Genomic DNA, 12,862 nt, shown 5'->3' with positions numbered 1-12,862 from the left:
GATGCTCACCACTGCGCGCCGGGATAGGCGCGCTGCAGGAACTGCATCTCGGCCAGCAGGTAGCCGAGGTGTTCGGTATGGCGGCCGTGGCGGCCGCCGCTCTGCGCCCACTGGCTCGCAGGCACGCGCAGCGTGGCTTCCTCCAGCACCTCGCCGACATGACGCTGCCAGGGCTCGGCCAGCGTGGCGGGATCGGGGATCACGCCTGCGCGCGCCAGAGCGGCCTCGGCCGCATCGGCTTCGAACAGTTCGCCGGTGAACATCCACAGGTCGCCGAACGCATCCTGCATGCGGCGGTGGCTTTCTTCGCTGCCATCGCCCAGGCGCACCACGAGGTCGGCGCTGCGGCGCACGTGGTAGGTCACTTCCTTGAGCGACTTCGCGGCGATTTCGGCAATGCGCGCATCGGTTGATCGCTGCAGCGCTTCGAGCTGGAAGTAGTGCCACGTATCGAACAGGAACTGGCGCGCCAGCGTATCGGCATAGCTGCCGTTGGGCTGTTCCGCCAGCAGCAGGTTGCGGAACTGGTGCGCGTCGCGCAGGAAGGCCAGCTGGTCGGCGCTGCGGCCGGCGCCCTCCACTTCGGCGGCATAGCCCAGCCACAGGCGGGTCTGGCCGATCAGGTCGAGCGCGACGTTGGTCAGCGCGATGTCCTCTTCCAGCGCCGGGCCGCGACCGCACCATTCCGACAGGCGCTGGCCGAGCACCAGCGTGGAATCGCCGAGGCGCAGCAAATATTCGAGCTTGTGGTTCGTCATGGTCCGGGCCGCCTCAGATGTGCTTGACCGCTTCCGGCATCGGGAAGAACGTGGGGTGGCGGTAGACCTTGCTGTTGGCGGGCTCGAACAGCGGGCCCTTGTCGCCGGGGCTGCTGGCCATCACGTCGCTGGCCTTGACCACCCAGACGCTGACGCCCTCGTTGCGGCGCGTGTAGACGTCGCGGGCGTTGTTGATCGCCATTTCGCCGTCCGGCGCGTGCAGGCTGCCCACGTGCTTGTGGGCCAGGCCGTGCTGGCTGCGGATAAAGATCTCCCAAAGCGGCCACTCTTTCATGGCAACCTCCTGTGTAAAGCGATTCGATGTGGGGAGCGGCGCGCTGCGCCGCGTGCGATCAGGCGGAAATCAGGCGGCGGCTTGCTGCGCCTGCTTGCCGGCCTGCTTGTCCGCGTGGGCCACCAGCGCGTTGCGGAACCATGCGCCGTCGTCCCAGGCCTTGACGCGGGTGCGCAGGCGCTCGCGGTTGCACGGGCCGTTGCCCTGGATCACGTTGTAGAACTCGGACCAGTCGATCTCGCCGAAGTCATAGTGGCCGCGTTCTTCGTTCCACTTCAGCTTCGGGTCAGGGATGGTCAGGCCCAGGTATTCGGCCTGCGGCACGGTCTGGTCGACCATCTTCTGGCGCAGTTCGTCGTTGGAGAACAGCTTGATGCGCCATTGCATCGATTGCGCGCTGTTGGGCGAATCGCCGTCGGACGGGCCGAACATCATCAGCGCGGGCCACCACCAGCGGTTGAGCGCATCCTGCGCCATCCGCTTCTGCTCGGGCGTGCCGTTGCACAGCTTCAGCAGGATGTCGTAGCCCTGGCGCTGGTGGAACGACTCTTCCTTGCACACGCGCACCATGGCGCGCGCATACGGGCCATACGAGCAGCGGCACAGCGGCACCTGGTTGATGATGGCCGAGCCGTCGACCAGCCAGCCGATCATGCCGATGTCGGCCCAGGACAGCGTGGGGTAGTTGAAGATGCTGGAATACTTGGCCTTGCCCGAATGCAGGTCGCCCAGCATCTGGTCGCGCGACACGCCCAGCGTCTCGGCGGCGCTGTACAGGTACAGGCCGTGACCGGCTTCATCCTGGATCTTGGCCAGCAACACCGCCTTGCGCTCCAGCGTGGGGGCACGGGTCACCCAGTTGCCCTCCGGCAGCTGGCCGACGATTTCCGAGTGCGCGTGCTGGGAGATCTGGCGGACCAGGGTCTTGCGATAGGCCTCGGGCATCCAGTCCTTGGCCTCGATCTTGATGCCGTCATCCACGCGGGACTGGAACGCGCGCTCCTGCGGGTCCATCTCTTCCATCGCGCGGAGCCTTGTTGCTCCTGTCTCCACCAGCTGTGCGTACATGCCTGCTCCGCTTTTGTAAGGGCCTTGTCTGAAGCTTGACGGGCGCTTGATTTGCATCAAGCTCGTCAGTTGCAATGGATGGTAGTGATACAATTTGATTCAAGCAATCGGCGAATGTGTATCACTTTCGAGAACCATCATGGCGCTTTCCCCGGCTCCGGAACTGCCCTCCCCGCGCATTGCCCGGCTGGCACGCGGCCTGAAGCTCGGGGCCAATGCCATGCTGTCGACGCTGTTCGGCGACGTGGTGGCGCCGCGGCCACAGGCGATCTGGCTGGGCAGCCTGATCCGCCTCGCGGCGCCGTTCGGCATCAATGACAGGCTGGTGCGCACGGCCACTTTCCGCCTTGCGGCGGACGACTGGCTGGCCGCGACCCGGATCGGGCGGCGCAGCTACTACGGGCTGTCGGAGGCCGGCCTGCAGCGCATGCTGCACGCCGGCAAGCGCATTTATGCCGGCGAGGCGCCTGCCTGGGACGGCCGCTGGACCATGGTGCTGGTGCGCGGTGACGTACGCGCCACCATCCGGCAGAAGCTGAAGCGCGAATTGCTGTGGGAAGGCTTCGGCGCCATCGCGCCGGGCGTGCTGGCGCACCCCAACGCGGACCTGGCCTCGCTGCGCGAGATCGTCCAGGCGGCGCGCGCGCAGGAGTATGTGGCAGTGATGGAGGCGAGCAGCCTGGAGGCGTTCTCGCTGCGCCCGCTGCAGGCGCTGATGCACCAGACCTTCAAGCTGGGCGATGTGGCGCACGCGTGGCAGGCGCTGCTGCGGCGGTTTTCACCGCTGGCGGACGAAGCGGCAGACTTGCCGCCGGTGGATGCCTTCTTTGTCCGGACGCTGCTGGTCCATGAATACCGGCGCGTGCTGCTGCGCGACCCGAACCTGCCGGAGGCGCTGCTGCCGCAGGACTGGCCGGGGCGGACGGCGCGGGGGATGTGTAGTGGGATGTATGGGGCGTTGCTGGAGGCGAGCGAGAAGTACCTGCATGAGGTGGTGGAGGTGGCGGAGGGCGGGTTGGCCGATGCGTCCAACGAATTGCGCAAGCGGTTCAAGCATGCCTGACATCCCGGCGAAGGCCGCCGGTTTGCTCCCCCGCAAGCGGGCGAGGGGAGCCTGTGCGAGCGGCGATGGCGCTATCTGCGACGCCTCGCCTTCAGTACGTCTCCAGATGCAACCGCCCTTCTCGCTTCAGCCCTTCAGCCAGCGCTTCCCAATGCAGGCCCGCCTGCTGCGCCACATCGCGCAAGGCCAGCACCACGCCCTCCTCCATGCTCTTCAGCCCGCAGACATAGAAGTACGTATCCGCTGAAGCCAGTAGCGCCACGAGGTCGGCCGCGCGTTCGCGCATCAGGTCCTGCACATAGCGCTTGGGCTGCCCCGGCGTGCGCGAAAACGCCAGGTTGATGTCGATGAAATCCTTCGGCAGGTTCTGCAGCGGCCCGAAGTACGGCAGCTCTTCCTTGCTGCGCGCGCCGAAGAACAGCATCAGCTTGCCGCCATCGAACTTGCCGGCCTTGCGCAGCCGCCGGCGCCATTCGGTCATCGCCCGCATCGGCGCGCTGCCGGTGCCCGTGCAGATCATCACGATGTTCGAGCGCGGATGGTTGGGCATCAGGAAGCTGGCGCCGAACGGCCCGATCACTTCCACCTTGTCGCCCACCTTCAGGTCGCACATGTAGTTCGAGCCGACGCCGCGCACGGGGTTGCCGTCGTGGTCCTGCAGCACGCGCTTGATTGTCAGCGACAGGTTGTTGTAGCCCGGCCGCTCGCCGTTGCGCGCGCTGGCGATGGAGTACTGGCGCGCGTGGTGCGGGCGGCCGCCGGCGTCGGTGCCCGGGGGCACGATGCCGATCGACTGCCCTTCGAGCACCGGGAACGGCGTCGCGCCGAAATCCAGCACGATGTGGTGCGTGTCGTATTCACGGCCGACTTCGGTCACGCGCACGTTGCCGGTCACCGTGGCGGTGATGGTCTTGTGCGCGGACTTGGCGCCATAGAGGTTGGTGTAGGCATGCGCGGCGGACCAGGGGGGCACGGTGGCGCCGTAGCGCGCGCTGTTGAAGGTATCTTCGCCGGTGCCGGCGAGCGGCGACGTGGCGGGAATCTCCGGAGCGGCGGTCTGCGTTCCGGCGCCGGGGGCCAGGTCGGCCAGTTGCTCGGGCGAAAGCTCTGCGGGCAGCGTGTCCCAGGTCAGCTGTTCTTCGATGCTGTAGGCGCGCAGTTTCGGCATGTCGCGCCAGTTGTCGATCGAGCCGGTCGGACACGGGGCAATGCAGGCCATGCACAGGTTGCACTTGTCGGCGTCGACCACGTAGTTGCGCGAGTCATGGGTGATCGCGCCCACCGGGCAGGTGGCTTCGCAGGTGTTGCAGCGGATGCAGATCTCGGGATCGATCAGGTGCTGCTTGATGACTTGAATTTCTGCCATGTCCATGGCGGTCTCCAGAATCAGAGTGCTTCGCGGGCACTGCGCTTGAGCTTGCCGAGGCCCGCCGCGGACGCTCCCCTCTCCCGCGCAGTGGGAGAGGGGAGCAAACCGAACGCGGTTGATGACGCCGTGGCTCAGTTAAACCGCACGTACTCGAAATCCACCGGCTGGCGATTGATGCCCATGACCGGCGGCGCGATCCAGTTGGCGAACTTGCCGGGCTCGACCACGCGGCCCATCAGGCTGGCGACGAAAGCGCGGTCGCCTTCGGTGGGCAGCCACTGGTCGCGGAAATCGCGCCATTCGGCGTCGGAGACCACGCGGCCGTCGGGCGATACCTTCACACCGGCGAGCGCGCCGATATTGCGGTGGAAGGCCTTGTGCGGCACCTTCAGGCGGAACGGGATGCCGGCCTTCTCGATCACCTTGTTCCAGCGCTCGACGCCGGCCATGCTGTCCTTGATGTAGTCGTCGCGCAGCACCTCGTTGAGCGCGTTCAGCATCGGCACTTCCTTCTCGGTCAGCTGGCCGTTCTGCGCCTGCAGGATGCGGTAGGTCTGGCCCTTGAGCACGTGGTCGTCCATGCGCTTGCCTTCTTCGTAGCGGCCCTTCAGGCCGGTGCTGTAGAAGGTGGCGGCGTTGCTCGACTCATCGGCGCCGAACAGGTCGATGGTGACGCTGTAGTGGAAGTTCAGGTAGCGCTGGATGGTCGGCAGGTCGATCACGCCGGCGGCGCGCAGCTTTGCCGGGTCGTCGGTCTTCAGCTCGTTCATCACCTGGCAGGTGCGCTGGATCACGCGCGACACGCCGCTCTCGCCGACGAACATGTGGTGCGCTTCCTCGGTCAGCATGAACCTGGTGGTCCGTGCCAGCGGGTCGAAGGCGCTCTCGGCCAGCGCGCACAGCTGGAACTTGCCGTCGCGGTCGGTGAAGTAGGTGAACATGAAGAACGACAGCCAGTCGGGCGTCTGTTCGTTGAACGCCTGCAGGATGCGCGGGTTGTCCTGCTGGCCGCTGCGGCGCTCCAGTAGCGCTTCGCCTTCTTCGCGGCCGTCGCGGCCGAAGTATTTGTGCAGCAGGTAGACCATGGCCCACAGGTGGCGGCCCTCTTCCACGTTCACCTGGAACAGGTTGCGCAGGTCGTACATGCTGGGGGCGGTCAGGCCCAGGTGGCGCTGCTGCTCCACCGATGCCGGCTCGGTATCGCCTTGCGTCACGATGATGCGGCGCAGGTTGGCGCGATATTCCCCGGGAATGTCCTGCCACGCGTCTTCGCCCTTGTGATCGCCGAAGTGGATCTTGCGGTTGGCCTCGGCCGGGTTCAGGAAGATGCCCCAGCGATAGTCCGGCATCTTGACGTGGCCGAAGTGGGCCCAGCCCTGCGGATCGACGCTGATCGCGGTGCGCAGGTAGATGTCATGGGTGTGCGACCCTTCCGGGCCCATGTCGTTCCACCAGCTCAGGTAGTTGGGCTGCCACTGCTCGAGCGCGCGCTGCAGGGTGCGGTCTTCGCTCAGGTTGACGTTGTTGGGGATCTTGTCGCTGTAGTTGATGCCGGACATGGTGGTCTCCTGGGGAGGACGATTCGGTTGTCGTTGGGTTCGCGGTGGGTGCGGGATCAGACGCGGTTCCAGTCGAAGGCGGCCTTGTCGCCCTTGCCGTAGACCTTGAGCGCCCCCTTGTCGCCGACGGCGTTGGGGCGCTGGAAGATCCAGTTCTGCCACGCGGTCAGGCGGCCGAAGATGCGGGTAAACATGTTTTCCTGGCCATTGAAGCGCAGGTTGGCCTCCATGCCGGTGAGCGCGTCGGGCGACATCGCCACGCGCTCTTCCAGCGCGATGCGGACTTCGTCGGTCCAGTCGATATCGTCGGGGTTGGCGGTGACCAGTCCCAGCGCCCAGGCGGCGTCGGCATCGAGCGGCTGGCCGGCCTTTGCGCGCACGGCATCGAGCGCGGGCTGTTCGTCGTAGAAGCGCCGTCCCAGTCGGCTCTGGCCGGTGGCCATCGGGTACAGGCCGAAATTGACTTCGGCCGCGGTAATCTTCGGCGCGCGCGCCTCGTCGTCGGGCAGCGCCAGGTGGTAGCTGCGGTCGCAGGCCAGCGCCAGTTCCAGGAAGGTGCCGGCAAAGCAGGAGCCCGGCTCGATCAGCGCGAACAGGCTGCGCGACGACACGTCAAGGCGGCTCAGCGTGCGGCGCAGCAGGCCGATGGTCTCGCGCACGAACCAGTGGTCCTTGTGCGCCAGCAGCGTTGCGTCGTTGGCCAGCACCGCGGCGGCGTCGCCGCTGGTCTTGATCAGCCAGGTGCCGATGTCCAGCTCATTGGTGCGCATCGACAGGATCGCGTCTTCCAGTTCGCGCGCCAGTTGCAGCGGGTACCAGCTGGCGCCGGCAGCGACAATCGCTTCAATATCCTGCGGCTGCGCACCGGTGGGCGCCTTCACCGTGAAGGTGGCGGTGCGGCCGGCGCGGTCGATCTCGACCGTCACATGCGTGTAGCGCAGCGCATCGGCTTCGATGGTCCGCTCGATCGGCGCGAGCGCGACGCCCTGCGCATCGGCCGGGCGGTCGCTCTGCGCTGCCAGCGCCAGCGCGCGCTCCTGCACCTTCTGCGCGAACACCGCCGGCTTGGCGATATCGTCGACCAGCCGCCAGTCCTTGGCGCGCTGGCCGCGCACGCCTTCGGTGGTGGTGCAGAAAATATCGGCGAGGTCGTGGCGCACGTGGCGCTTGTCGGTCACGCGGGTCAGGCCGCCGGTGCCCGGCAGCACGCCCAGCAGCGGCACTTCCGGCAGGCTCACCGCGGACGAGCGGTCGTCCACCAGCAGGATCTCGTCGCAGGCGAGCGCCAGTTCATAGCCGCCGCCGGCGCAGGCGCCGTTGACCGCGGCCAGGAACTTCAGGCCGCTGTATTGCGACGAGTCTTCGATGCCGTTGCGGGTCTCGTTGGTGAACTTGCAGAAGTTGACCTTCCACGCATGGCTGCTGACGCCGAGCATGAAGATATTGGCGCCCGAGCAGAACACCTTGTCCTTGCCGCTGGTGACGACCACGGTGCGCACTTCGGGGTGTTCGAAGCGGATGCGGTTGAGCGCATCGTTCAGCTCGATATCGACGCCGAGGTCGTAGCTGTTCAGCTTGAGCTTGTAGCCCGGACGCAGGCCGGCGTTCTCGTCGATATCCACCGCCAGCGTGGCGACAGGGCCTTCGAACTTCAGCTTCAGGTGCTTGTACTGGGCGGGGGTGGTCTGGTACTCGACGCGGGGGGCGGTGGTCACGGCGGTGTCTCCTCGGTGGAACTGCACCATAGTGCATGAACTGGAATCTGGTGAGGCGAACTATAGTTCATCGCTCAGATTTTATGCAAGCACTATTGTGCAGATTTTTAGGAGGGACGGAAAACGCACCCGACCGGCTTGCTCCCTGCAGGCGGGAGAGGGGCACGCAGTCGGAAATTGCGGGGATTACACCCCGGGTGACGGGCGAACCCTCAGCCCGGCATCTGCAACGCCGAGCGCACCAGCTCGCGCAGCGCCGCGAAGGTTGGCTCCAGCGGCTGCGCGCTGGTATTCAGCGAGAACTCCGCCTTGGAATAGAACGCGGCGCGGCCGGCCAGGATGTGGCGCAGGTCTTCCATCGCCTCCCTGCTCGCGGCCATCGGGCGGAAGTCGCCCTGCGCCCGCACCCGCTCCATATGGTCTTCCGCGTCGGCCTGCAGCCAGACCGTGGTGCAGTGGGCCAGCAGCAGGTTGAAGGTGGCCGGGTCGGACACCAGGCCGCCCGGCGTGGCGATGACGGCTTCGGGATAGATCTGGATGGCCTCTTCCACCGCCCGGCGCTCGTAGCGGCGGTAGGCATTCATGCCGTACAGCCCCTGGATCTCGGCAATGCTGCAGCCGGCGAACTTCTCGATTTCGCGGCTCAGTTCGACGAACGGGAAATCCAGGTCCTCGGCCAGCATGCCGCCCAGCGTGGTCTTGCCGGCGCCGCGCAGGCCGATCAGCGCCACGCGCGGGCTGCGCGCCGCCTGCGCGGCATTCTCGCCGCCGGTGCCGAGCATCTCGCCCACGGCGATGCGCACGCGCCGCAGCGTGGCTTCGTCGCGGTGCTCCAGCAACTCGCGCAGCAGGATCCATTCCGGCGAGGACGTGGTGACGTCGCCCAGCAGCCCGGCCAGCGAGCACTGCAGCGCGTCGGCAATGTGCTGCAGCACCAGGATCGACGCGTTGCCGCTGCCATATTCCAGGTTGGCCAGGTGCCGCTCCGACACCCCGGCCGCCTGCGCCGCCGCCTTGCGCGTCAGGCCGCGGCGCGCGCGCAGGTCGCGCACGCGCTCGCCCAGCGCCACCAGGAAGGGGTTTTTCTCGGCGCCGTTGGCGGCCGCCGCGCCTGAATCATCTTGCAGGCGTTCATCCCGGGTTAACCCAGATTCATGCAATATAGTGCTTGACATGATTTCTCGGTGGTCCTATTTTTCATACATGCACAATAATGCATGAAGCCTTCGATAGCAATGGCTGAATCAGACGGAGCCCCCTGGATGTCCCTCACCCTCTCTCCAAAGCATTTCCGCGAGCAGATTGCGCAACTTACCGCGCAGCTTGCCGGCCGGCCGCTCGATACCGCGCTGGACGCGTGGCTCAATGCCGAGCACGGCGCCGGCAGCGCTACCTACCAACAACTGAAGGCGAGCTGCGAGGCCGGCGTGGCCGAAGGCTGGTTGTGCGACCGCGAAGGCGGCGGCATCCGTTACGGCCGCATCTTCAAGCCCGCCGACGACCTGCACGGATTTTCAGTCGATGTGGTCGACATGCAGGACATTGCCGGTCCGCACCATACGCATCCCAATGGCGAGATCGACCTGATCATGCCGCTGGACGGCAGCAATGCGCAATTCGACGGCCGCCCCGCCGGCTGGCTGGTATGCCCGGCGGGCAGCGCGCACCGCCCCACTGTCAGCAACGGCCGCGCGCTGGTGCTCTACCTGCTGCCGGAAGGCCTGATCGACTTCACCCGCGACTCCACCCGCTAAGGACCGCCATGACCGAACTGCTTTCCAACTACCTCGGCGGCAAGTGGCAGGCCGGCAGCGGTGCCGGCACGCCGCTGTTCGATCCCGTGCTGGGCGATGAACTGGTGCGGGTCGATGCGGCCGGCCTGGATCTCGCCGCCGGCTTTGCCTTCGCGCGCGAACAGGGCGGTGCCGCGCTGCGCGCGCTGACCTACCGACAGCGCGCCGCGCTGCTGGCCGACATCGTCAAGGTGCTGCAGGCCAACCGCGATGCCTATTACGAGATTGCCACAGCGAACAGCGGCACCGTGAAGAACGACTCCGCGGTCGATATCGATGGCGGCATCTTTACGCTGGGCACCTATGCCAAGCTGGGTGATGCGCTCGGCGACCGCCGCTTCCTGCCCGACGGCGAGGCCGCGCGACTGGGCAAGGATCCGCTGTTCCAGTCGCAGCACGTGCTGGTGCCGACGCGCGGCGTGGCGCTGTTTATCAATGCCTTCAACTTCCCGGGCTGGGGACTGTGGGAGAAGGCTGCGCCCGCGCTGCTGGCCGGCGTGCCGGTCATCGCCAAGCCCGCCACCGCCACGGCCTGGCTGACGCAGCGCATGGTGCGCGACGTGGTCGAGGCCGGCGTGCTGCCGGCGGGCGCGCTGTCGGTCGTCTGCGGCAGCTCGGCGGGATTGCTGGACCAGTTGCAGCCGTTCGACGTGGTGTCGTTCACCGGCTCGGCCGATACCGCGGCGGTGATCCGCTCGCATCCGGCCATCGCGCAACGCTCGGTGCGCGTGAATATCGAGGCGGACAGCATCAACAGCGCGGTGCTGCTGCCGCAGGCGGGGCCGGACACCGCCGCGTTCGAGCTGCTGGTGAAAGAAGTGGTGCGCGAGATGACGGTCAAGTCCGGGCAGAAGTGCACTGCGATCCGCCGCGTGTTCGTGCCCGAGGCGCTCTACGGGCAGGCCGCCGAAGCGATCGGCGCGCGGCTTTCGAAAGTCATCGTCGGCAATCCACGCAACGACTCGGTGCGCATGGGCGCGCTGGTCAGCCGCGCGCAGTTCGATGCGGTCACCGCGGCGCTGGCGGCATTGCGCCGGCACGCGCAGGTGCTGCACGACGGCACGCGGCAGCCGCTGGTCGACGCCGATCCGGCCGTGGCCTGCTGCCTCGGGCCGACGCTGCTCGGCGCCAGCGATGCCGATGCGGCCGCGGCGGTGCATGACACCGAAGTATTTGGCCCGGTCGCCACGCTTCTGCCCTATCGCGATACCCCGCATGCGCTCGCACTGGTGCGCCGCGGCCAGGGTTCGCTGGTGGCCTCGCTCTATGGCAGCGATGCCGCTGCGCTCGGCGCCGCCGCGGTCGAACTGGCCGACAGCCACGGCCGCGTGCATGTGATCTCTCCCGACGTCGCGCAGCTGCACACCGGCCACGGCAACGTGATGCCGCAATCGCTGCATGGCGGCCCCGGCCGCGCCGGCGGCGGCGAGGAGCTGGGCGGCCTGCGCGCGCTGCATTTCTACCATCGCCGCAGCGCGATCCAGGCCAGCACCGAGGTACTTGGCACGCTGGCCTGAGCGCCGGTTCCACACGCCTTCACCCCTCCTTCACCGCGCCGTCCTCGCATGGCGGCGCGCAGCACACCGTACACCAGTAACGGGGAGACAAGCATGACCGCCACCACCGCAGACGTCCCGGTGCAGCCGCCGGGCGCGTCCTTCAACTTTGCCGCGCACCTGCTGGCGTGCAATGCCGGGCGCCCGGACAAGACCGCTTATATCGATGACGATGGCCGGCTTACCTACGGCGAGCTGGCGCAGCAGGCGCGGCGCCTGGCCGCCGCGCTGCTCGGCGCCGGCGTGCGCCGCGAGGAACGCGTGCTGCTGCTGATGCACGACTGCACCGACTGGCCCGTGAGCTTTTTGGGTGCGATGTACGCCGGTGTCGTGCCGGTGGCGGTCAACACGCTGCTGACCGCGGATGACTACGTCTACATGCTGCAGCACAGCCGCGCGCAGGCGGTACTGGTGTCGGCGGCGCTGCTGCCGGTGCTGCGGGACGCGCTGGCGGTGCCCGGGCATGAGGTGGGCAAGGTGTTCGTGTCGCGCGCGCAAGGGCAGTTGCCCGAGGGCATGGTGCCGCTCGACACGGTGCTCGCCGCGCAAACCCCGCTCGCCGCGCCCGCCGCGACCAGTTGCGACGATCCGGGCTTCTGGCTGTATTCGTCAGGCTCGACCGGACAGCCCAAGGGCGTGGTGCACAGCCACGGCAACCCGTACTGGACCGCCGCGCTCTATGCCGGCCCGGTGCTGGGCCTGCGCGAGGACGACATCTGCTTCTCCGCGGCCAAGCTGTATTTCGCCTACGGCCTCGGCAATGGCCTGAGCTTTCCGTTGAGCGTTGGCGCAACGGTGGTGCTGATGGCCGAGCGGCCCACGCCCGAGGCCACCTTCCGCCGCTGGCTGGAACACAAACCCACGGTGTTCTTCGGCGCGCCCACCGGCTACGCCGGCATGCTGGCCAACCCCGCGCTGCCCGCGCGCGCCGACGTGGCGCTGCGGCTGTGCTCGTCGGCCGGCGAAGCGTTGCCCGCCGAGATCGGCCAGCGCTTCACCGCGCATTTCGGCTGCGAGATCATCGACGGCATCGGCTCCACCGAGATGCTGCATATCTTTCTTTCCAACCGCCCCGGTCAGGTGCGCTACGGCACCACGGGCTGGCCGGTGACGGGCTACGCCATCGAGCTGCGCGACGAATGCGGCCAGCCCGTTGCCGACGGCGAGATCGGCGATCTCTATATCCAGGGCCCCAGCGCCGCGATGATGTACTGGGCCGACCGCGAGAAATCGCGCGAGACCTTCCGCGGCGGCTGGACCAAGAGCGGCGACAAGTACGTGCGCAACGCGGACGGCAGCTACAGCTACGCCGGCCGCAGCGACGACATGCTCAAGGTCAGCGGCATCTACGTCTCGCCGTTTGAGGTCGAGGCCACGCTGGTGCAGCATCCCGCCGTGCTGGAGGCCGCGGTGATCGGCGTGCCGGACCAGGAAGGGCTGGTCAAGACCAAGGCCTTCGTGGTGCTGAAGGCCGGCGCGCAGCTGGGCGACGGCGAGCTGAAGGCCTTCGTCAAGGAGCGGCTGGCCGCGTACAAATACCCGCGTGCGATCGAATTCGTCGACACGCTGCCCAAGACCGCCACGGGCAAGATCCAGCGCTTCGTGCTGCGCGAGCGCGAACTGAAGGCCGCCGCAGAGCGCGCCATAGCAGTGGCGTAAGCACGCGCCATCCCACCCTACCGGAGA

The 12,862-nt window shown here is 67.3% G+C and carries 11 protein-coding genes; 4 read left to right on the top strand and 7 right to left on the bottom strand.

All coding sequences use genetic code 11. The annotated features are described in order from the left end of the window. Nucleotides 1-5: 5 nt before the first annotated feature. The 3 genes from paaC to paaA all read right to left on the bottom strand — a co-directional run bounded on the left by paaC (nucleotide 6) and on the right by paaA (nucleotide 2,121). Nucleotides 6-758, bottom strand: a complete 753-nt coding sequence (gene paaC, locus AC5WJ1_RS25050) for a 1,2-phenylacetyl-CoA epoxidase subunit PaaC (RefSeq protein ID WP_434034495.1) — start codon at nucleotides 756-758, stop codon at nucleotides 6-8. A gap of 13 nt (nucleotides 759-771) precedes the next feature. Beyond that, complete coding sequence (paaB, locus tag AC5WJ1_RS25045; RefSeq protein WP_029044895.1) at nucleotides 772-1,053, bottom strand: 1,2-phenylacetyl-CoA epoxidase subunit PaaB; 282 nt, start codon at nucleotides 1,051-1,053, stop codon at nucleotides 772-774. A gap of 69 nt (nucleotides 1,054-1,122) precedes the next feature. Continuing rightward, entirely contained in the window at nucleotides 1,123-2,121 is a 999-nt protein-coding gene (gene paaA, locus AC5WJ1_RS25040) for a 1,2-phenylacetyl-CoA epoxidase subunit PaaA (RefSeq protein ID WP_135702990.1), read from the bottom strand. Nucleotides 2,122-2,260: 139 nt separating this feature from the next. On the opposite strand from paaA, the gene paaX reads away from it, so the two are divergent. Then, nucleotides 2,261-3,184 carry a phenylacetic acid degradation operon negative regulatory protein PaaX gene (gene paaX / locus AC5WJ1_RS25035; protein WP_133094278.1) on the top strand — a complete coding sequence of 308 codons (924 nt, stop codon included), beginning with the start codon at nucleotides 2,261-2,263 and terminating at the stop codon, nucleotides 3,182-3,184. 91 nt (nucleotides 3,185-3,275) lie between these two features. On the opposite strand, the gene boxA is transcribed toward paaX, so the two are convergent. The 4 genes from boxA to AC5WJ1_RS25015 form a co-directional block, all read right to left on the bottom strand. Continuing rightward, nucleotides 3,276-4,556: a benzoyl-CoA 2,3-epoxidase subunit BoxA gene (boxA, locus tag AC5WJ1_RS25030; RefSeq protein ID WP_135702991.1), complete on the bottom strand. Its 1,281-nt coding sequence runs from the start codon at nucleotides 4,554-4,556 to the stop codon at nucleotides 3,276-3,278. A 128-nt stretch (nucleotides 4,557-4,684) separates the two neighbouring features. Beyond that, on the bottom strand, nucleotides 4,685-6,112 hold the full coding sequence (boxB, locus tag AC5WJ1_RS25025) for a benzoyl-CoA 2,3-epoxidase subunit BoxB (RefSeq protein ID WP_195427006.1): 1,428 nt from the start codon (nucleotides 6,110-6,112) through the stop codon (nucleotides 4,685-4,687). A gap of 56 nt (nucleotides 6,113-6,168) precedes the next feature. Continuing rightward, nucleotides 6,169-7,827, bottom strand: a complete 1,659-nt coding sequence (gene boxC, locus AC5WJ1_RS25020) for a 2,3-epoxybenzoyl-CoA dihydrolase (protein WP_494476641.1) — start codon at nucleotides 7,825-7,827, stop codon at nucleotides 6,169-6,171. 212 nt (nucleotides 7,828-8,039) lie between these two features. After that, nucleotides 8,040-9,002 (bottom strand): helix-turn-helix transcriptional regulator, encoded by a 963-nt coding sequence (locus AC5WJ1_RS25015; RefSeq protein ID WP_135702994.1) that lies wholly within the window; start codon nucleotides 9,000-9,002, stop codon nucleotides 8,040-8,042. 87 nt (nucleotides 9,003-9,089) lie between these two features. Here AC5WJ1_RS25015 and AC5WJ1_RS25010 point away from each other — a divergent pair, with 87 nt between their 5' ends. From AC5WJ1_RS25010 to AC5WJ1_RS25000, 3 genes are all read left to right on the top strand, one after another. Beyond that, nucleotides 9,090-9,581: a DUF4863 family protein gene (locus AC5WJ1_RS25010; RefSeq protein ID WP_135702995.1), complete on the top strand. Its 492-nt coding sequence runs from the start codon at nucleotides 9,090-9,092 to the stop codon at nucleotides 9,579-9,581. An 8-nt stretch (nucleotides 9,582-9,589) separates the two neighbouring features. After that, the gene (locus tag AC5WJ1_RS25005) at nucleotides 9,590-11,137 is read left to right on the top strand and encodes a 3,4-dehydroadipyl-CoA semialdehyde dehydrogenase (RefSeq protein WP_195427000.1); all 1,548 of its coding nucleotides are present in this window, start codon (nucleotides 9,590-9,592) and stop codon (nucleotides 11,135-11,137) included. A 93-nt stretch (nucleotides 11,138-11,230) separates the two neighbouring features. Then, nucleotides 11,231-12,835, top strand: coding sequence for a benzoate-CoA ligase family protein (locus AC5WJ1_RS25000; protein WP_135702997.1), 1,605 nt, complete (start codon nucleotides 11,231-11,233; stop codon nucleotides 12,833-12,835). Nucleotides 12,836-12,862: the final 27 nt, after the last annotated feature.

Source organism: Cupriavidus sp. MEYA8 (assembly GCF_059278825.1).
Note: the sequence above shows the minus strand (reverse complement) of the source record. Positions and strands in the feature narration are given on the sequence as shown.